Here is a 19,535-nt window from a genome sequence, read left to right on the forward strand (position 1 = left end):
GGGTGGGGGTCACCGGGCGAAGCACCCGTCGTCGGCGCCGCGCCGGCTCCCGCCCCCTGAGCCTAGTCGAGCGCCGGCGCGGATCACGCGCGCGTCGGAGTGCCGAGATCGACCAGCACCGCCATCGGCGTGCGCTGACGGCCCTGCCCGAGAGGATTGTCCGCGAAGGTGCCCTCGAGCACGTCGTGCGCGGTGGTCACGTCGGAGCCCAGCACGTTGCGGCCGATGTCATTGGCATCCATCACGACGGTGCCGACGAAGGTGTCGCGCAGCGCGGCCGGGATGTCCGCGCCGCGTATCGCAGCCGACAGCCGCGCGGCGACCTGGTCCGGGTCCTTCGGCGGGAGCTTCGCGGAGACGTTCGACGGGAAGGCCGAGTAGGGGGTGGGGCCGTCGATCGCACGCACGTTCGCACCCACCACCTCGTAGAAGAGGCCCTTCTTCCCGACCACCTTGCCGGCGGCGCCGGCGGCGGAGGCGACGACCACGCGCGGCAGACCGACCTCTCGGATGGCCAGCTCCATGGTGGTCGGATCGCCCAGGCCGATGCCGGCCGGGGTGCGGGTGACGAAGCGGCTGAGCATCCTGGCCGAACGGCGGGGACGGATCTCCCAGGTGAACCAGGAGCGGCCCTGGGTGATCGCCACGATCTTCTCGCTGATCACGTAGTGCCAGCGGGCACCCGACGGGATCGCGTCGGCGGGGAGCGAGGCCGCGAACGCCTCCACCCGCTCGCGGACGATCGCCTCGAGGTCATCGCCGCGGCCGACGAGCGGTGTCTGCAGCGGGAAGCGGCGCCAGATGCGGCCGTCGACGTCCGAGAGCAGATCCAGCTCCTTGCCCGGGTTGGGCGCGTAGTCGCTCTTGGCTGCGTCGTCGCCCCCGGGCTCGGCCTCCTCGCCCGCAGTGACCGCGCGATCGCCCGCGGCGACCGTCCCGTCGTCCGCGGCGAGTGCGCCCGCGCGCACGCCGGTGCCGTGCGGATCGAAGAACTCCCGCATCCACAGCTCGACGTTCAGCAGGCGCCAGAACATCAGGGTGCCGTGGTTGTCCGGGTTCTCGACGTAGTCCTCGAACAGGGCCACGACGCTGCGCGCATCGAAGTACGGGCGGGAGGCGAACGAGTCGGAGCGGAAGATCTCCAGCAGCGACGGGGCGATGCGCCGGAACCACTCGCTCTCGGGCGTCGTGAAGCCGATCTTGTTCCGACGCTTGGAGATCATGTCGGGGAGGATCCCGTCCATGGCCTCACGCAGGATCCGCTTGTTCCAGCCGTCGTGGATGATCGCCGCCTCGTCGAGCGAGAACAGGAACTTCAGCAGCTCCTTGTCGACGAAGGGCACGCGGCCCTCGATGCTGAACCGCATCGTGTTCTTGTCCTCGTAGCGCAGCAGAGAGGGCAGCGAGGCGCGGAACGTGTCCTCGAGCAGGCGCTCCTTCAGATCGTCCTGGACGCTGCCGACCTTCTCCCCGGAATGCGCGGAGACGAACCCGTTGTCCAGCAGCGCCTCCATCGGCACGGAGGCGCGGCCCGAGTACTTGACCGCGGCGAGCTTGCGCAGGATGTCCCGCGAGCCGACGACCTCGCTCGCGAGCTCCTTGAACCGCTTCTGGCGGCGCAGCTGCCGGAGATAGACGTAGAAGTACGGGTTGTATCCCGCCATCATCTCGTCGGCGCCCTGTCCATCGAGCAGGACGGTGACGTGCTCGCTCGCCTCCCGCATCACCGCGTACTGCGCGTAAGGACCGGTCGAGATGATCGGCTCCTCCTGCGTGCGCACGAAGTCCACGAGGTCCTCGAGGAAGGACTGCGGGTCGGGGTGGATCTTGTGCGCGGTGATCTGCCCCTGGTAGTCGTCCAGCAGCGCGTCGACGTAGCGCTCCTCGTCGTTGCGGGAGTTCGGGAAGACCGCGGAGAAGGTGTTCTGCCTGGTGCCCACGGCGTCGAAGCTCTCATCGCCCGGCTGCTCGCGCAGATGGCGGGCGATCACGGCGGCGACGGCCGAGGAGTCCAGACCGCCGGAGAGGGACGTCCCCACGGGGACCTCGGACTGCAGCCGGAGCCGCACGGCCTCCTGGAAGCGCTCGCGGTACTCGTCGACGACGGCCGGGGTCAGCTGCCGACCGGGCCGGGAGGCGATCTCGCGCAGCTCCTCCTGAAGACGGGTGAAGGACGAGACCTCGACGCCGTCGGGACCGATGACCAGCATCTGGCCCGGGAGGAGGCGTCGGACTCCCTCGAAGAAGGTCTGCTCATCGTCGTCCTGGACGCGGAACCTCAGGTAGCGGTAGACGGCGCGGTCGTCGGGCGCGGGGGTGAAGCGCTCCGAGGCGACCAGTGCGCGGATCTCCGACCCGAACAGCAGCTGACCGGTCTCAGCATCGTGCCGGTAGTACAGCGGCTTGATGCCGAAGTGATCGCGGGCGACGGTCAGGGTGTCCGACTCCGCATCGTGGATCGCGAAGGCGAACATGCCGTTGAACCGGTCGTAGGCGGCGGTCCCCCACTGGGCATGGGCATGCAGCAGCACCTCGGTGTCCGACACGGTGCGGAAGGTGTGCCCCAGGGCCTCGAGCTCGGCGCGCAGGTCGAGGTAGTTGTAGACCTCGCCGTTGTAGACGATCGTGAAGCGGCCGTCGTCCGTGGTCATCGGCTGGGCGCCGTGCTCGCGGTCGATGATGGACAGCCGACGGTGGGCGAGTCCGGCAGATCCGACGACGGCGATGCCCTCGCCGTCGGGACCACGGTGGGCCAGGGCGGCGTTCATCCGCCGGGCGATGTCCTCGGTGCCGGCGCCGAAGCCGTAGCTGCCGGAGATTCCGCACATGGGCGAGTCCTTTCGAAGGGGCGGCTCCGATCCGGTCGACGCCGGGATCGGCCGCCCGAGCTTATCAACGGCACCGGCGCCGTCGGGCCGTCCGCGGTCGTGTCCGGGCGACGATGGCGACGATGCCCGATGCGTCGGGACTCATCCGCCGCGACGCGCCAGCACCAGCTCCTCGCCCTCGACCCGCACCTCGACATCATCCAGGGACGTGAGGAGGACGCTCGCGAGCGGGGCGAGCGAGGAGGCCGGGGTGGTGGACGTCACCGCGACGGTCCGCGACCCCGCCGCCAGACCGGCCCGCAGTCCCCCTTCGGAGTCCTCGACGACGAGGCAGTCCGACGGGGCGATCCCGACGCGCTCCGCACCCAGCAGGTACGCCTCCGGATCGGGCTTGCCCCGGGTGACCTGATCGGCGGTGACGAGTCCGTCCGGCGTCGGCAGCCCGGTGCGCGACCATCTCGCCACGAACAGCGGCCGGGTGCACGAGGTGACGATCGTCCAGGTGCGCCGTCCCAGCTGTGCGGAGGCCCGCTCCAGCTCTCCGATAACGCGCTCCGAGCCCGGCAGCGTCCGGATCCCGGCCGCATCCGCGATCTCGAGCTCCTCGATGCGCCGATGCGCGCGCTCCAGGCCCTCCTCATCGAGCGAGGGGACCGCTTCGGCGAGGATCTGGCGCGCCGGACGTCCATGCATCGCGTGCCCGAAGCTCAGATCGGTGCCCAGCTCGCGCAGCAGGATGTTCCAGCAGCGCTCGACCGCGGGACCGGAGTCGATGAGCGTGCCGTCCATGTCCAGCAGGAGCGCCCGAGCCCGGAGCGGAAGGGAGTCGGAGGCGCTCTCGCCAGCCGATGCACCAGGGGCCTCCGAGGCCTCCGAGGTGTCGGAGTTATCGGAGGTATCGGAGATATCGGAGGTGTCCGCATCGTGAGTCATGCGACATACGCTCTCACATCGCGCGGGCCTCCCCTGTCTGCATCGCCCCTGGTGAACGTACAGTGGGGAGCATCATGACCCCCGCATCCGATCCTCCGGCCGGCGGCAGCACCGGATCTGTCGGCGACTCCGCCGCCGGTGCGCACGACGGGCTCCGCTCCGATGCCCGCGGCATAGCGTCCGAGGGCACGATGGCGTCTCCCCCGGCCCCGGACGCGTCACCCGCTGAGGAGGTCCGCCGCCTGCGCCGAACCGGGGTCTCCATCGGCATGGCGACAGGCCTGTACGGCATCTCCTTCGGTGCCCTGGCCACCGCCTCCGGGCTCGACCTGTGGCAGGCGCTGGTGCTCTCCGCGCTCATGTTCACCGGCGGAAGTCAGTTCGCGTTCGTCGGGGTCGTCGGAGGCGGTGGAGGAGCTGTCGGTGCCGCCGCGGCCGCCCTCCTCCTCGGCGTGCGCAACACCCTGTACGGCCTCACCCTGACCACGGTGCTGCCGCGGGGCGGATGGCGCGGCGCGCTGCGGGCGCATCTGACGATCGACGAGTCGGCCGCGAACGCCGCCTCAGGGGTCTCCCCCGAGGCCCGCCATGCAGGCTTCTGGTCGGCGGGGATCTGGGTGTTCGTCTTCTGGAACCTCTTCACACTCGTCGGCGCCCTCGCCGGGCAGCGCATCGCCGACCCGGGAGCCTGGGGTCTGGACGCCGCCGCAGCGGCCGCGTTCCTGGCCCTGCTGTGGCCCCGGCTGCGGCGGGCAGATGCGGTCGCCATCGCGGTCGCCGCGGCGTTCATCGCGCTGATCACCACGCCCGTCCTGCCCCCGGGCCTGCCGGTGCTGGCGGCGGCGCTGGTCGCCGTCGTCGTCGGCACCCTGCCCGCGAGGAGCCCCGGCACGGATGCGGAGGATCGCGCATGAGCCTGCTGTGGATCGCCGTTCTCGTCGCCTCGGCGGGATCCTTCGCGCAGAAGTGGATCGGTTATCAGCTGCCCCCGGATGTGCTCGAGCGGCCGCGCATCGCGCGCATCACGACGCTGCTGCCGATCGCTCTGCTCGGTGCCCTCGTCGCCGTGCAGGGGGCGACCGACGGGCAGGCCGTCGTGCTCGACGCGCGCCTGGCCGGTCTCGGCGTCGCTGCGATCCTGCTGCTCGCTCGAGCGCCGTTCCTCGTCGTCGTCATCGCCGCCGCCGGGGCGGCCGCCGCCCTGCGCGCGCTCGGCTGGGCCTGACCCGAACGCCGACCGGGCAGACGCCGGCGGTCAGAGGCGGGAGACGTCGATAGCCCGACGGGTCGCCATCCGGGCGTTGCGACGGTCCCGCAGGGCGTCGTACGCGAGCGCCAGACGGAACCATGCCTGCCAGTCGTCCTCGGCTCCGTCCCGGATCGCCGCCCTCGCGTCCTCGAACTCCTCGCGCGCCGCCGCCCTGACCGCCTCGCGGTCGATCTCCGCCTCCGCGGAGCCGAGCCGATCTCCCACGGCGACGACAGAGGTGTACAGCCGGGCCAGGCGCCCCGCCTCGAGGCCGAAGAGTACCTCTCTCCAGGTCACCCAGACGGTCAGGACCAGGAGCACCGCCACTGCGATCGCCAGGCCCCAGCCGACCGCGCCACCGGCCCGGGAGAAGCCCCAGGCGATCCATCCGAGCCCCCAGGCATAGGCAGCAGTGATCAGGAGCAGGACGCCGACAAGGATCCGCTGTCGCATCAGCTCTCGCCTCAGCCGAGCGCCATATAGCCGTCGAGCCCGACGGTGAGGCCGGGATGCGAGGCGACCGCACGGATGCCGAGCAGCACGCCCGGCATGAAGCTGACCCGGTCGAAGGAGTCATGGCGGATCGAGAACTGCTCGCCGACACCGCCGAACTGCACGACCTCATGCGCCACCAGACCCCGCTGGCGCACAGCGTGCACATGCACGCCGTCGACGACGGCGCCCCGTGCCCCCAGCGGGTCCTCCTCGGTGGCGTCGGGCACCGGACCGAGACCGGCGGCCTCGCGCCCGCGCGCGATCGCCGCCGCGGTGTGGGCTGCGGTCCCCGACGGCGCATCGAGCTTGTCGGGATGGTGCATCTCGATGATCTCCGCACTCTCGTAGTAGCGCGCGGCGATCTCCGCGAAATGCATGGCCAGCACCGCGCCGATCGCGAAGTTCGGTGCGATCAGCACCCCAACTCCCTCGGCGCCGTCGAGACGATCCCGCAGCTCTGCGAGCCCCTCCTCGTCCCAGCCGGTGGTGCCGACCACCGCGTGGATGCCGTGGTCCACCAGGAAGGCCACGTTCTCGCGAGCGACTGCCGGGATCGTGAGATCCACGGCGACCTGCGCACCGGCATCCACGACGGCCTGCAGATCGTCGCCCCGGCCGATGCGGGCCACCAGCTCGAGGTCATCGGCCGCTTCGACCGCCGCGCAGGCCTGCGATCCCATGCGACCGCCGGCGCCGAGCACGGCGACCCTGATGGATGCGGAGGACGGGGATGTGGTCATGGGTAGCTCCTGGTTCTGTTGATCGGACGGCGAGAGCGGGACGCCTCCGCGAAGGATGGACCGGACGGATCGGGCGACCCCGGGATGGGCGAGCTGGTCGAGCGGAGAGCTGGGAGATCAGGCTGGAGATCAGGCATCCGGTCCGACGTCGACCCGTGTGGAGAACGAGCCGGCCAGCCGGGAGGCCAGGTCCTGCACGTCCTCCGCCGAGACCGCGGCGATCCGCTCGAGCGTCTCGTCGACGCTCGAGTACCGCCCATGGACGAGCTCGATCGTCCCGAGCCGACCCATCCGGCTCGACGTGTCCTCGAGGCCGAGGGCGAAGGACCCGGTGATCTGCCCCAGCGCACGACGCATCTCCTCCTGGCCCACTCCATCCTCCCCCATCGCGACGAGCTCCTGGGCGAGCAGCGCGACGACGTCATCGGTCCGGGAAGGGCGGCAGGCGGCGTACATGCCGAACAGGCCGGCATCTCGATAGGCGGCGCTGAAGGAGTACACCGAGTATGCCAGTCCTCTCTTCTCCCGGACGTTCTGGAAGAGACGAGAGGACATGCCACCACCGAGGATCGACATCAGCACCGACAGCACATGGCGATCCTCGCTGATCGCGTTCAGTCCCATGCCCCCGAGGTAGATGTGGTTCTGCTCCGCAGGCCGCTCCAGGCGGTGGGGCATGAGCGACGAGGCCACCGCGGAGCCAGGGACGGTGCTCGATGTGATCACATGCTCCTCCCGGGAGCGCCGGGAGGGCAGTGCCCCGTCCTCCAGCACCCAGCCGCCGCGGGCGAGCCCCGCGAGGACCAGGCGGGCCAGCTCGTCGTGATCGACATCGCCGACGGCCGTGACCAGAAGATTGTCCGGTCTGTAGTGCTCGTGGAAGTGCGCCCGCACATCGTCGGCGTCGAGGGCGGTCACCGTCTGCACAGTGCCCCCGACGGGCCGCCCGATGGCTGTGTCCGGACCGAGGACGTCCGCGAGGAAGGTCTCGTAGCCGATGTCGCCGGGGTCGTCCTCGGCCATGGCGAGCTCCTCGAGGATGACCTCGCGCTCGGTCACCAGCGCCTCGGGGTCGAGGCGGCTCGCGGTGACCATGTCGGTGAGCACGTCGACTGCCATCGGGACATCCGCGGAACGGACCCGCCCGTAGTACAGCGTGTGCTCCTTCGCGGTGACCGCGTTGGAGTCCCCGCCGACCTCGTCGAAGGCGGCGGCGATGTCCATGGCGCTGCGCCGCTTCGTGCCCTTGAACAGGAGATGCTCGAGGAAGTGGGTCGATCCGGCGTGCTCGGGGCGCTCATCGCGGGATCCGACGGGCAGCCAGAGCCCGATGGTCGCACTGCGCACGCTCCGGTCGACCTGGGTCATCAGCCGGACTCCCCCGGGCAGCACGCTGCGTCGCACTCCCGCGACGGGATCGAGCATGACGTCGGAGGCGGGATCGTCGAAGGCGAGATCGAGAGGCATCGATCGATTGTTCCACGGCTATGCCCCTGCCGGACGGACGTTTCGTCAACGGCGGAACCGGTACCGGGAGGGCGCCGTGCGGCCCAGGACTCCTCGGCGGCTCTCCTGGCCTCGGCGATGTCCTCCATCAGGATGGCGAGCAGCATCCATGCCGGTGATGCCGCAGAGCGGCGAGGAGGGGAGGCATCGTCGGATGCCTCCCCTCCGGGGTGCGGCGGAGTCGTCCGCCGCGAGCGCTCAGGCGCGCTGTCCGAGGATCACTTCTCCTCGGAGGACTCCTCGGAGCCCTCCTTCTCGTCGTCCTCGGTCACGGCGAGGCTGATCTTGCCGCGCGCGTCGATCTCGCGGATCTCGACCTCGAGCTTCTGACCGACCTTGACGACGTCCTCCACGCTGTCGACCCGCTTGCCGCCGTTCAGCTTGCGCAGCTGGGTGACGTGCAGCAGTCCGTCCTTGCCGGGCGTCAGCGAGATGAACGCCCCGAAGTCGACCACGCGGACGACGGTGCCGAGGTAGCGCTCGCCGACCTCGGGGACCATCGGATTGGCGATCGCGTTGACCGCGGAGCGGGCTGCCTCGGCCGAAGGGCCGTCGGTCGCGCCGATGTAGACCGTGCCGTCGTCCTCGATCGTGATGTCGGCGCCCGTGTCGTCCTGGATCTGGTTGATCATCTGACCCTTGGGGCCGATGACCGCACCGATCTTGTCGACGGGGATGGTGACCGCGATGACGCGCGGGGCGTTCGGGCTCATCTCCTCCGGACCGTCGATCGCCTGACCGAGCACGTCCAGGATCTTCAGACGCGCCTCGCGCGCCTGCGACAGCGCCGAGGCCAGGACCGAGGCGGGGATGCCGTCGAGCTTGGTGTCGAGCTGGATGGCGGTGACGAACTCGGAGGTGCCGGCAACCTTGAAGTCCATGTCGCCGAAGGCGTCCTCCGCACCGAGGATGTCGGTGAGGGCCGCGTAGCGGGTCTCACCGTCGACGGTGTCGGAGATCAGGCCCATGGCGATGCCCGCGACGGGGGCCCTCAGGGGGACGCCGGCGTTGAGCAGGGCGAGCGTCGAGGCGCACACGGAGCCCATCGAGGTCGATCCGTTGGAGCCGAGCGCCTCGGAGACCTGACGGATCGCGTAGGGGAACTCCTCGCGGCTGGGCAGCACCGGCACCAGCGCGCGCTCCGCGAGCATGCCATGGCCGATCTCGCGGCGCTTCGGGGAGCCTACGCGCCCCGTCTCGCCCGTGGAGTACGGCGGGAAGTTGTAGTGGTGGATGTAGCGCTTGTGATCGACCGGCGAGAGCGAGTCGATCTGCTGCTCCATCTTGAGCATGTTCAACGTGGTGACGCCCAGGATCTGCGTCTCGCCGCGCTGGAACAGCGCGGAGCCGTGCACGCGCGGCAACACCTCGACCTCGGCGGAGAGCGTGCGGATGTCCCGCAGGCCACGGCCGTCGATGCGCACACCGTCGGTGAGGACCTTCTGGCGGACGACCTTCTTGGTCAGAGCACGGAAGGCTCCGGAGATCTCCTTCTCGCGCCCCTCGAGCTGACCACCCTCGCCGCCGAGCTCGGCGACGACCTCGGCGAGCAGCTGCTCCGTGCGCTCCTCGCGCTCCTGCTTGGCCGCGATCGACATGACCTCGGCGAGGCGATCCGTCGCAGCGGAGGCGACGATCCCGTAGGCATCCTCCTGGTAGTCCAGGAACAGCGGGAACTCGCGCACCGGCTTGGCAGCGGTCGCAGCGAGCTCGGCCTGCGCCTCGCAGAGCGTGCGGATGAAGAGCTTGGCGGCCTCGAGGCCCTCGGCGACGACCTCCTCGGTGGGGGCGATCGCGCCCTGCTCCTTGATGAGGCTCCAGGAGTTGTCGGTGGCCTCGGCCTCGACCATCATGATCGCCACATCGTCCTCGACGATGCGACCGGCGACGACCATCGAGAACACGGCCTCGTCCAGCTGCGAGAAGGTCGGGAAGGCGACCCACTGGCTGCCCTCGGCGGTCGGCATCAGCGCGATGCGCACACCGCCGATCGGACCAGAGAACGGGAGCCCGGAGATCTGGGTCGACGCGGAGGCGCCGTTGATGCCCACCACGTCGTATGCGTCGTCGGGGCCGCAGGCCATGACGGTGAGGACGACCTGCACCTCGTTGCGCAGGCCCTTCACGAAGGCCGGGCGCAGCGGGCGGTCGGTGAGGCGGGCGGCCAGGATCGCGTCGGTGCCCGGGCGTCCCTCACGTCGGAAGAAGGAGCCGGGGATGCGACCCGCCGCGTACATGCGCTCCTCGACGTCGACCGTGAGGGGGAAGAAGTCGAACTGCTCCTTGGGCCGGTTCGAGACGGCGGTCGCCGAGAAGACCATCGTGTCGTCATCGAGATAGACGGCGACGGCGCCGGCGGCCTGCTGGGCGAGGAGCCCGGTCTCGAAGCGGATCTCGCGGCGGCCGAAGGCGCCGTTGTCGATGACCGCGGTGGTCGCGGTGATGTCAGGGCCTTCCATGGCCATGAGGTTCTCCTTTGTGACAGGGATGCCCCTGCCGGTGCGGCCTTCGCCAGTCACGCGCCCTCCTGCCGGCTGCGGGAGCCGATGCGGAGGGCATGTCACTGCCGAGGACCGAACCTGGTCGAGGGGCGGGGAGTCGAGCGCCCGGCTTCAGGAGCGCACAGAACCGCCGCCCGCCCCGAGGGGCAGGCGGCGGCAGGATCACCGGCGGATGCCGAGACGCTGGATCAGCGAACGGTAACGCTCGATGTCGACCCGCTGCAGGTACTGCAGGAGGCGCTTGCGCTGACCGACCAGGAGCATCAGACCACGACGGGTGTGGTGGTCGTGCTTGTGGGTCTTGAGGTGCTCGGTCAGGTAGTTGATGCGGTGGCTCAGGAGCGCGATCTGGACCTCAGGCGAACCGGTGTCGCCCTCGCTGGTCCCGTACTCCTTGATGATCTGCTGCTTGGTAGCGGTATCGAAGGCCATGGCTCTCCTGTGGTCGTTGCGCGGCGCACCGGGGGCTTCTCCCCCGGGCTCTCTGGACGAGCCCCGACGCGCCGGCGCTCCGGAACCGGTACGGCTCCGGGACGATGACGGGTGCGGGAGGCTCTCCGCGGCCGAATGGACGGCACCGACCAGGGTATCAGTCGCCTGACGCGGACTGGGAGGACCGTTCCGCCAGAGTGCGGCGGGTCACCTCGACATCCATCTCCATCTGCTCGATCAGGCTCTCGAGGGAGTCGAACTTGAGGGTGGGTCGCTGGAAGTCCACGAACTCCAGTCGCACCGAGTCGCCGTAGAGGTCCAGGGTGTGATCGTCGTGCACGTAGGCCTCGACGGTCCGACGAGGCGCCCCTCCGTCGGTGAAGGTGGGGTTGGTCCCGATGGAGATGCTCGCCGGAACTCCCGCGAGCGGGGCGACATCCCGGTGCGAAGGATCCTGCTCGACCACGGTGAGATACCCGGCGTAGACGCCGTCGGCCGGGATCAGCCCCTGCGGGGTCGGGCCGAGGTTCGCCGTCGGGAATCCGAGCTCGCGACCCCTCTGATGCCCTCGGTGGACGATGTCGGTGACGGTGTGCAGACGGCCGAGCATCTCCGCGGCCGAGGCGACGTCCCCCGAGAGCAGGGACGCACGGATGGCGGAGGAGGAGATCCGACCGCTGCCCTCCCCAGCGGGGCCCAGGTCGGCCACCGTGACGACGTCGAACCCGTAGATCTCCCCGAGCTCGCGCATGGTGCCGATGTTCCCGGCGTTGGCCCGGCCGAACAGCGCATCCTCGCCCAGGACGACGCACTTCGCCCGGAGGCCCTCGACGAGGAAGATGCGCACGAAGTCCTCCGGCGAGTGCATCGCGAACTCACGCGTGAACTCGAGGTCCAGGACTCCTCCCATGCCCGCCAGCAGGAGCAGCCTGTCGCGATCCTCGTGGCCGGTCAGCAGGGGCGGCTCTCCGGGCTCGACCATGACATGGCGCGGATGGGGCCAGAAGGTCAGCGCCACGGGAGTCAGCGACCTGGCCTCGGCATGCCGTGCCAGCTGGGAGAGGACGTAGCGGTGTCCTCGGTGGACCCCGTCGTAGTTGCCGATGGACACCGCCGTCGGACCGAGGTCGCCGGGCACCTCCTGCAGGGAATGCCAGATCGGGGGGCGGCTCACGGGCGGCAGGGTCCTTCCGGGTGCTGGCTCCGCCGACGGCGTCGGACGGGCCCGCCGCGCAGGACGCGGCGGATGCGGATGCGGCGCGCCCGGACCGGTCTGCCCGGACGCCGGGGAACACTGTATCTCCCGATGGCTCGCGCCCGCGGTACGAGCCCGGCACCGATGCCCGCTCCGTGCCGCGGGGTCGAGCCGACGCCGAGCATCCCGCGCCGAGGACCCGCTGCGACCGGCGCGGGCAGGATGTCCCATGCGTCCGGAAGCACCCGAGTTGTGATGAACATCCGGAGACGGCTGCCATGCGGAGATACCACATTCCGGTATCGTGACGCGCACGGCGGCACCCGGGAAGGACCCTGTCCGCGCCCCATCTCCCTCGGGGTCGACGCGCTGGCCGCCAAGAACGGAACGACAACCATGACGAACGTGACCGATACGGCCGCGCTGGGCGGCTCGTCCCGTCCCTCCGGCCGTCGCCGGCTGGTGCTCGTGATCGTCGCGATCCTGGCTGTGCTCGCCGTCCTGCTGACAGGCGGTGCACTGGCCTACGCGAAGCAGTTCGACGGGAAGGCGCTCCCCGGCACCACCGTGCTGGGCGAGGACGTCGCCGGGAAGACGCCGGAGGAGATCGCCCAGCTGGTCGACGAGCGCGGCGCAGCAGTCACCGTCACCGTCACCGCCGGAGGCGAGACGCAGGAGGCCTCCCTCTCCGATCTCGGCGTCACCGTCGACGGCGAGGCCACCGCGGCCGCCGCTGTCGATCGCGAGGAGGGCGTCGGCACCGTCATCTCGTCCACCTGGTCGGGCGAGCGCCCCGTCACGCCCGTCGTCAGCGTCGACGAGAGCGCCGTCGCATCCTTCGCCAAGGCGCTGGTGCCCGACGACCGGACCGTCCCGGTCGACGCCTCGGTCGCGTTCGACGAGGACAGCGGCGAGTGGTCCGTCGTCGAAGGGACCCCCGGCCAGGGAGTGGATCCCACCGAGTTCGTCGAGACGGTCACGGCGAACGCCGGTTCCCTGGAGGACTTCTCCGTCGACCAGCCCTTCGAGGAGATCGCCCCGTCGATCACCACGGATGAGGCGCAGAGCGCAGTCGACACGGTCGACGCCCTGCTCACCCAGGACATGCAGATCACCGATCCTGACGGGGAGATCCTGGAGATCGATGCCGATCGCCGCAGCTCGTGGCTGTCCGTCGATCCCGACGAGTCGGGCGAGACCCTCGTCGTCTCCGTCGACGAGGATGCCATCCGCTCCTGGGTCGACGAACGTGTCGAGAAGCGCAACCACGAGCCCAAGAACGGCATCGAGCAGGTCGATGAGGACGGCGAGGTGGTCAAGGTCGTCGCCGAGAAGCAGGACGGCGTGGAGGTCACCAACGGGGAGGACGTCGCCGACCAGATCATCGCGTCCCTCACCGACAGCACCCCGCTGGAGACCGCCTTCGAGTCCACGACCGTCAAGGCGGAGGTCGACCAGATCGACGCTCCGAAGGAGACCGAGGCGGAGGAGGTCACCGAGGAGGGCGAGGATGACGACGCCGCCGCGGACGCCACCGGGGAGAAGTGGATCGACGTCGACCTCACCGCGAAGACCGTCACGGCCTACGTCGGCTCCACCGCGGTCTTCGGCCCGCGCTCCATGGTCGACGGCAAGGAGGGCTACGAGACGGTCACCGGCAGCTACGAGATCTACCTGCGCTACGACATGCAGGACATGACCAACGCCGGCAAGGTCGACGAGTCCGATCCGCGCTACTACTACACCGAGGACGTGCCCTGGGTGCAGTACTTCTACCGCGGCTACGCCTTCCACGGAGCACCCTGGCGATCCTCCTTCGGCTACTCCGGCTCCCACGGCTGCATCAACATGAGCGTGTCCGACGCGAAGTGGCTGTACAACTGGGCATCGATCGGGACCCGCGTCGAGGTCCACAGCTGACGGAGCGCGGCTCGGGATCGGACTGACCCGGTCGATATGAACAGGGCCCCACCGGTGAGAACCGGTGGGGCCCTGCTCATGCGCGAGGGTCCGCAGATGTCCGTCAGCAGACCTGCGGGACGTCAGCTGCGTGCGTCGGCGGGGACGACGATCTCGGGTGCCCAGCTGCCGCCCTCGGACCGCACCAGGGCGCACAGCCTCCCCTGACGGTCGACCGCAGCCAGTGGGCGAGCCGCGCCGTCCTTCGCGGACGGAACGGGATGCGCGGGGCGCACCGGGCCGGCCGCCTCCGCGTGCGGAATGCGCCTGCCATGCCCGAGGTCGTCCGCGGCGCCGTCCCCCACGAGGATCGTCGGGAGCACGCGGGCCGCCGTCGCACCGAGCCCGGCCAGAGGCAGCGCGACGTCATCGCCTTCTCCGCGTCCGGGGACAGGCACGGCATCCTCCACGGCGAACGGACCGATCTCGGTGCGTCGGAGCGCGGTGAGATGGCCGCCGACCCCGAGGGCACGACCGAGATCGCGGGCGAGCGCGCGCACGTAGGTCCCCGAGGAGCAGGTCACGATCACGTCGAGATCGAGGAACGGATCCTGCGCGCGCATGCCCGTGATCTCGAACCGGCGGATCGTGACCGGCCGCGCCTCGAGCTCCACGGCTTCGCCGGCACGGGCGCGCGCATACGCCCGCTTCCCGTCGATCTTGATCGCGCTGACGGTCGACGGCACCTGCATGATGTCGCCCCGCAGCGGACGCAGGGCGGCCTCGACGGCCGGCCGGGTGAGACCGGAGGCGTCGGAGATGGCCCCGGTCTCCTCCCCCTCGGCATCGTCCGTGGTGGTGGAGAGGCCCAGCCGTATGGTGGCGAGATAGGTCTTGTCCAGTCCCACCAGGTGCGTCAGCAGCCGTGTTCCCTGGCCGACGCCAAGGACCAGCAGACCCGTGGCCATCGGGTCCAGGGTGCCTGCGTGCCCGACCTTCTTCGTGCCCAGCAGCCAGCGCACGCGGGCGACCACGTCATGGCTGGTGCGATCGGGGGCCTTGTCGACGAGAAGGATGCCGTGAGGCGCCGGCGCGCCGGGCTCACGCTGTCCGCCCCGCGCAGGGCTCACGCCCGAGCATCCTCGCCGCGGTCCTCGGGGCCCTGGTCCTCCGAGACCTGCGCCTCGGGCTCCTGCGCCTCATCGAGGTCATCGTCGAAGTCCTCGTCGTCCCGCTCGGAACGATAGGGATCAGCCTCTCCGGCGTACGTCGCGCCCTCCTTCGTCCGAGCGAGCTCGGCATCACGGAAGCGCGCCTGGACCAGGAGGTCGTCGATCGCGCGGGCGTTCTCCGGGATGGCGTCGAGCACGAAGTCGAGGGACGGAGTCAGACGGACGCCCGTCTGCTTGCCGACCTCGCTGCGCAGCAGGCCCGTGGCGCTGCGCAGGGCGGCCGCAGTGCCCTCGCGCTCCTCGTCGGAGCCGAAGACCGTGTAGAAGACCGTGGCGTGCTGGAGATCGCCGGTCACGCGCACATCGGTGATGGTGACCGTGCCGAGGCGCGGGTCCTTCACCCTGGTGTCGAGCATCGTCGCCACGATCTGGCGGATGCGGTTGGCGAGCCGACGGGAACGGGGGTTGTCGCTCATCAGCGGGTCCTCTCGGATACGGTGCCGAGGGCGGTGAGCTCCTCGATACGGGGGTGTTCGACGGGGACCGCGAGCAGTATGTCGCGGTCGATGGACTGGTCGACGCGGTGACGGAAGGCGCCGTCGGCGCTGATCACGTGCAGGCCGACGTCATCGAGAGCCGCACGGGCCTCGTCGTGGGCCAGCGTATGCCTGTTGACGGCGAGAGCCATGGCCCCGCCGTCCCGCAGCACCTGACGCCACGGCCCGACTGCCTCGGACAGCACCTCCAGCGGGGAGCGCTTCCATCCTGAGCCGCTGCGGCCGCCGTGCTGCACGCCGTAGGGCAGGTCGGCCACGATCGCATCGATCGATCTGTCGGGGAGAAGCCCGCCCAGCTCTCGGGTGTCGCAGCCGAGGACCGTCAGGGTCTGGGTGCGGCCTTCCCGCTGCGCCTGCCTGTCCTCCGCGAGCTCCGCATCGAACCGGGAGCCCAGCGTCCTGCCCTGCACGGCGAGCCTCCCGGTGTCGAGCGAGTGCTTGTACCGATGCCCCCGCAGCCAGCTGGACAGGAAGGCCCGGTACGCCTCGACGTCCTTGCGGTCGATCTCGGCCCCGACGGGGCTGAGGCCGAGTCGCAGCGCGCGGTTCAGCGTGGTGCCTCGGCCGCACATAGGGTCCAGCAGACGCAGCGTCCCGTCGAGCAGTCCGCGACGACGCGTGCTGAGGGCCGCGGCCAGATTGATCATGAGCGCGGTGAACTGCTCGTTCGTCTTGCCGGGATACTTCAGCACGGTCTCGAGGTCGCTGGGATGGTGAAGCGTCGGCAGGACGTCGAGCGGTCTCAGCAGACCGTCGTCCATGATCTCGAGCAGCCCGAGCGTCCCGGAGAGGGAGGCGAGCAGGCGCAGCGACTCGTCGCGATCCGCCGGCGCGCTGCTTCTCGTCCGGTCGCTCCCGGCCTGCGGGGCGCCGTCGGGCAGGACGATCTCGAGAGCGTCCATGCCGCCGACGACAAGCTCTCGCACCTCGACGCGGTCCTCACCGAGATGAGCCGAGAGCACCCAGCGGGCCTCCTCGATCATGAGCCGGCCCGCGGAGTCCGCGTAGACGCGATTGGCCGACGGGGCTCGCAGCGCCAGCACCCGTCGGCCCATCATCTTCTCGCTTCCCGGTCACGCGATCCGGGCGCCGCGCGTGCGGCGCCCGGACCTGCTGCGATCAGCTGCGGGGCTTCTCCTGCATCTCGTACGTCGTGATGACGTCGCCGAGCTGCAGGTCGTTGAAGGATCCCAGGTTGATGCCGCACTCATAGCCCTCGCGGACCTCGGTGACATCGTCCTTGAAGCGGCGCAGGCCAGCGATCTCGAGGCTCTCGGTGACCACCACGCCATCGCGGGTGATGCGAGCCTTGGCACCGCGACGGATGAGACCGCTGCGGACGATCGAACCGGCGATGTTGCCGAACTTGGACGAGCGGAAGATCTCGCGGATCTCCGCCGAGCCCAGCTCGACCTCCTCGTACTCCGGCTTGAGCATGCCCTTGAGGGCCTGCTCGATCTCGTCGATGGCGTTGTAGATGACCGAGTAGTACTTGATCTCCACGCCCTCGCGGTCGGCGTACTCCGCGTTCTGACCCTCGGCGCGCACGTTGTAGCCGATGATCACCGCGTCCGAGGCGACAGCCAGGTTGATGTTGTTCATCGTGATGGCGCCGACGCCGCGGTCGATGATGCGCAGCTGCACCTCATCGCCGACATCGATGCCCAGCAGCGACTCCTCCAGAGCCTCGACGGCACCGGCCGCGTCGCCCTTGAGGATGAGGTTGAGGGTCTCGACCTTGCCCTCAGCCATGTGCTTGTTGATGTCCTCGAGCGAGATGCGCTTGCGAGCCTTGGACAGCGACGCGGCGCGCTTGGCGGCCTCGCGCTTCTCAGCGATCTGGCGAGCCGTGCGCTCGTCCTGGGCGACCAGGAGGGAGTCGCCGGCGCCGGGCACCGAGGTGAGACCCAGCACCTGGACGGGGCGGGAAGGGCCCGCCTCGTCGACGGCATCGCCGTTCTCGTCGAGCATCGCACGGACGCGGCCATGGCCGGATCCGCAGACGATCGAGTCGCCCACGTGCAGGGTGCCCTGCTGGATCAGCACCGTGGCGACCGGACCGCGACCGCGGTCCAGGTTCGCCTCGATGGACACGCCGCGAGCGTCCTTGTCGGGATTCGCCCGCAGGTCCAGGGAGGCATCCGCCGTCAGCAGGACCGCTTCGAGCAGATCGTCGATGTGCAGGTTCTCGCGAGCGGAGACGTCGACGAACATGGTCTCGCCGCCGTACTCCTCGGCGATCAGGTTGTACTCGGTCAGCTGCTGGCGGATCTTGGCCGGGTTCGCCTCGGGCTTGTCGATCTTGTTGACGGCCACCACGATCGGCACGTTCGCCGCCTGGGCGTGGTTGAGCGCCTCGATCGTCTGCGGCATGACGCCGTCGTCGGCGGCCACCACGAGGATCGCGATGTCCGTGACCTGCGCGCCGCGGGCACGCATGGCGGTGAACGCCTCGTGGCCCGGGGTGTCGATGAACGTGATGGCGCGGTCGGCGCCCTCATGCTCCACCTCGACCTGGTAGGCGCCGATGTGCTGGGTGATGCCACCCGCCTCGCCGGCGCCGACCTTCGACTTGCGGATGGTGTCCAGCAGCCGGGTCTTGCCGTGGTCGACGTGACCCATGACCGTGACGACCGGCGGACGCGGCAGACGATCGGCGTCGTCCTCCTCCGCGAGCTCGGCATCGAGATCGATGTCGAACTGCTCGAGCAGCTCGCGCTCCTCGTCCTCCGGCGAGACGATCTCGATCTTGTAGCCGAGCTCCTCGCCGAGCAGGTGGAAGGTGTCCTCGTCCAGCGACTGCGTGGCCGTGGCCATCTCACCCATCGCGAAGAGCACGGTGATCAGCGACGCCGGGTTCACATCGATGCGATCCGCGAAGTCGGTCAGCGAAGCACCGCGGCGCAGACGGATGCGGGTGCTTCCGTCGCCGCGAGGGATCTGCACGCCGCCGGGAGCGGGAGCGTGCATCTGCTCGTACTCCTGGCGCTTCGTGCGCTTCGACTTGCGCGAGCGCGCGGGCTTGCCGCCGCGTCCGAAGGCGCCCTGCGTGGCGCCGCGACCGCCGCGGCCACCGCGAGGACCGCCACCGGGGCCTCCGGTGGGACCTCCGGGACGGCCGCCGCCTCCGGGGCGTCCGCCGCGACCGCGGTCGCCGCCGCCGGAGCGGGCGTCGGCAAGTCCGCCGTGCGAGTGCTGGCGCATGATGCCGGGAGTGGGCGCGCCGGGACGGGGTGCGCCGCCGGGACGCTGGCCGCCGGGGCGCGGAGCACCGTCCCGACCGCCGGGACGCGGTGCGCCCTGGCCGTCCCGCTGCGGAGCGGGGCGATGTCCACCGGGACGCGGCATGCCCTGCGAGGTCGCGAACGGGTTGTTGCCGGGGCGCGGGGCGCCGCCCTCGCGGGGCCCGCGGCCGCCCTGCTTGGGGCGCGGGCTGCCAGGGCGCGGCATGCCCTGGGAGGTCGCGAACGGGTTGTTGCCGGGACGGGCGCTGCCCGGACGCGGCGAAGGTCGCTCGCCGCCCGGCTTGGGGGTGCGAGCGGGACGCTCGGACGAGGTCGGCTCGGGGCGCGCGGCACCGGGCTTGGGGGCGGCTCCGGGCTTCGGGGCCGACGACGCGGCAGGCTTCGGAGCGGCCTCGGCCGCCGGAGCCTGGGGCGTCTCCTCGACGGCCTGAGCCTTCGGGGCCGCCGCCTCAGGAGCCGGCGCGGGCTTGCGACCGGGCTTCGCCGCAGCGGGCGAGCCGGGCTTGGGAGCGCCGCCGGGCTTCGGGGCGCCGCCAGGCTTGGCGGTGGGAGCGGGGGCGCTCTTCGCGGGAGCGCTGTCGCCACCGGCGGAGGGGAACTCCTCACGCAGCCGACGTGCGACGGGTGCCTCGATGGTCGACGAGGCGGAGCGGACGAACTCGCCCATGTCCTGCAGCTTCTGCAGAACGACCTTGCTCGGCTGTCCGAGCTCCTTGGCGAGCTCGTGGACGCGGACCTTAGCCACAATTCTCCTGTCTCGGTCCGGCCGACAAGAGGGCGCGG

Annotated in this window: 15 protein-coding genes; 3 read left to right on the top strand and 12 right to left on the bottom strand. The window is 70.4% G+C overall.

Annotated elements, in window-relative coordinates; genetic code table 11:
- Positions 1-83 precede the first annotated feature (83 nt).
- Positions 84-2,828, bottom strand: coding sequence for an asparagine synthase (glutamine-hydrolyzing) (asnB, locus tag ACZ5AJ_RS09080; RefSeq protein ID WP_464133128.1), 2,745 nt, complete (start codon positions 2,826-2,828; stop codon positions 84-86).
- A gap of 141 nt (positions 2,829-2,969) precedes the next feature.
- A complete protein-coding gene (locus tag ACZ5AJ_RS09085; protein WP_464133132.1) occupies positions 2,970-3,761 on the bottom strand; it encodes an HAD-IA family hydrolase in 792 nt (263 codons plus the stop codon).
- Positions 3,762-3,952: 191 nt separating this feature from the next.
- Between ACZ5AJ_RS09085 and ACZ5AJ_RS09090 the strand changes: the two genes are divergently transcribed.
- Together ACZ5AJ_RS09090 and ACZ5AJ_RS09095 are read left to right on the top strand one after the other, a co-directional pair.
- Positions 3,953-4,675 carry an AzlC family ABC transporter permease gene (locus tag ACZ5AJ_RS09090; RefSeq protein ID WP_464138735.1) on the top strand — a complete coding sequence of 241 codons (723 nt, stop codon included), beginning with the start codon at positions 3,953-3,955 and terminating at the stop codon, positions 4,673-4,675.
- Positions 4,672-4,986 carry an AzlD domain-containing protein gene (locus tag ACZ5AJ_RS09095; protein ID WP_464133136.1) on the top strand — a complete coding sequence of 105 codons (315 nt, stop codon included), beginning with the start codon at positions 4,672-4,674 and terminating at the stop codon, positions 4,984-4,986. The genes ACZ5AJ_RS09090 and ACZ5AJ_RS09095 overlap by 4 nt, the downstream gene beginning before the upstream one ends.
- Before the next feature lie 30 nt (positions 4,987-5,016).
- Here the strand turns inward: ACZ5AJ_RS09095 and ACZ5AJ_RS09100 are convergent, their stop codons facing one another.
- The 6 genes from ACZ5AJ_RS09100 to ACZ5AJ_RS09125 form a co-directional block, all read right to left on the bottom strand.
- Positions 5,017-5,463: a hypothetical protein gene (locus ACZ5AJ_RS09100; RefSeq protein WP_464133140.1), complete on the bottom strand. Its 447-nt coding sequence runs from the start codon at positions 5,461-5,463 to the stop codon at positions 5,017-5,019.
- Positions 5,464-5,474: 11 nt separating this feature from the next.
- Positions 5,475-6,245, bottom strand: coding sequence for a 4-hydroxy-tetrahydrodipicolinate reductase (gene dapB, locus ACZ5AJ_RS09105; protein ID WP_464133144.1), 771 nt, complete (start codon positions 6,243-6,245; stop codon positions 5,475-5,477).
- A 129-nt stretch (positions 6,246-6,374) separates the two neighbouring features.
- On the bottom strand, positions 6,375-7,712 hold the full coding sequence (locus ACZ5AJ_RS09110; protein ID WP_464133146.1) for a M16 family metallopeptidase: 1,338 nt from the start codon (positions 7,710-7,712) through the stop codon (positions 6,375-6,377).
- A 257-nt stretch (positions 7,713-7,969) separates the two neighbouring features.
- Complete coding sequence (locus ACZ5AJ_RS09115) at positions 7,970-10,210, bottom strand: polyribonucleotide nucleotidyltransferase (RefSeq protein ID WP_464138737.1); 2,241 nt, start codon at positions 10,208-10,210, stop codon at positions 7,970-7,972.
- A 204-nt stretch (positions 10,211-10,414) separates the two neighbouring features.
- A complete protein-coding gene (gene rpsO / locus ACZ5AJ_RS09120) occupies positions 10,415-10,684 on the bottom strand; it encodes a 30S ribosomal protein S15 (protein WP_464133150.1) in 270 nt (89 codons plus the stop codon).
- A gap of 157 nt (positions 10,685-10,841) precedes the next feature.
- Positions 10,842-11,858, bottom strand: coding sequence for a bifunctional riboflavin kinase/FAD synthetase (locus ACZ5AJ_RS09125; RefSeq protein WP_464133155.1), 1,017 nt, complete (start codon positions 11,856-11,858; stop codon positions 10,842-10,844).
- Between the two features lie 417 nt (positions 11,859-12,275).
- Here ACZ5AJ_RS09125 and ACZ5AJ_RS09130 point away from each other — a divergent pair, with 417 nt between their 5' ends.
- Positions 12,276-13,799, top strand: coding sequence for a L,D-transpeptidase family protein (locus ACZ5AJ_RS09130; protein WP_464133159.1), 1,524 nt, complete (start codon positions 12,276-12,278; stop codon positions 13,797-13,799).
- 122 nt (positions 13,800-13,921) lie between these two features.
- Here ACZ5AJ_RS09130 and truB read toward each other — a convergent pair whose 3' ends face one another.
- From truB to infB, 4 genes are all read right to left on the bottom strand, one after another.
- Entirely contained in the window at positions 13,922-14,908 is a 987-nt protein-coding gene (gene truB, locus ACZ5AJ_RS09135; RefSeq protein WP_464133162.1) for a tRNA pseudouridine(55) synthase TruB, read from the bottom strand.
- Entirely contained in the window at positions 14,905-15,426 is a 522-nt protein-coding gene (gene rbfA / locus ACZ5AJ_RS09140; protein ID WP_464133166.1) for a 30S ribosome-binding factor RbfA, read from the bottom strand. Before rbfA ends, truB begins: the two co-directional genes overlap by 4 nt.
- Entirely contained in the window at positions 15,426-16,565 is a 1,140-nt protein-coding gene (locus ACZ5AJ_RS09145; RefSeq protein ID WP_464133170.1) for a TRM11 family SAM-dependent methyltransferase, read from the bottom strand. The genes rbfA and ACZ5AJ_RS09145 overlap by 1 nt, the downstream gene beginning before the upstream one ends.
- 61 nt (positions 16,566-16,626) lie before the next feature.
- A complete protein-coding gene (gene infB, locus ACZ5AJ_RS09150) occupies positions 16,627-19,497 on the bottom strand; it encodes a translation initiation factor IF-2 (RefSeq protein ID WP_464133174.1) in 2,871 nt (956 codons plus the stop codon).
- Positions 19,498-19,535: the final 38 nt, after the last annotated feature.

It is taken from the genome of Brachybacterium zhongshanense (genome assembly GCF_055385755.1).

Coding starts and splice junctions, on each gene's coding strand:
- rbfA (WP_464133166.1), bottom strand. CDS start 15,426: ATGAGCGACAACCCCCGTTCCCGTCGGCTCGCCAACCGCATCCGCCAG.
- dapB (WP_464133144.1), bottom strand. CDS start 6,245: ATGACCACATCCCCGTCCTCCGCATCCATCAGGGTCGCCGTGCTCGGC.
- asnB (WP_464133128.1), bottom strand. CDS start 2,828: ATGTGCGGAATCTCCGGCAGCTACGGCTTCGGCGCCGGCACCGAGGAC.
- ACZ5AJ_RS09100 (WP_464133140.1), bottom strand. CDS start 5,463: ATGCGACAGCGGATCCTTGTCGGCGTCCTGCTCCTGATCACTGCTGCC.
- ACZ5AJ_RS09095 (WP_464133136.1), top strand. CDS start 4,672: ATGAGCCTGCTGTGGATCGCCGTTCTCGTCGCCTCGGCGGGATCCTTC.
- ACZ5AJ_RS09110 (WP_464133146.1), bottom strand. CDS start 7,712: ATGCCTCTCGATCTCGCCTTCGACGATCCCGCCTCCGACGTCATGCTC.
- ACZ5AJ_RS09115 (WP_464138737.1), bottom strand. CDS start 10,210: ATGGAAGGCCCTGACATCACCGCGACCACCGCGGTCATCGACAACGGC.
- ACZ5AJ_RS09090 (WP_464138735.1), top strand. CDS start 3,953: ATGGCGTCTCCCCCGGCCCCGGACGCGTCACCCGCTGAGGAGGTCCGC.
- ACZ5AJ_RS09145 (WP_464133170.1), bottom strand. CDS start 16,565: ATGATGGGCCGACGGGTGCTGGCGCTGCGAGCCCCGTCGGCCAATCGC.
- rpsO (WP_464133150.1), bottom strand. CDS start 10,684: ATGGCCTTCGATACCGCTACCAAGCAGCAGATCATCAAGGAGTACGGG.
- ACZ5AJ_RS09085 (WP_464133132.1), bottom strand. CDS start 3,761: ATGACTCACGATGCGGACACCTCCGATATCTCCGATACCTCCGATAAC.
- ACZ5AJ_RS09130 (WP_464133159.1), top strand. CDS start 12,276: ATGACGAACGTGACCGATACGGCCGCGCTGGGCGGCTCGTCCCGTCCC.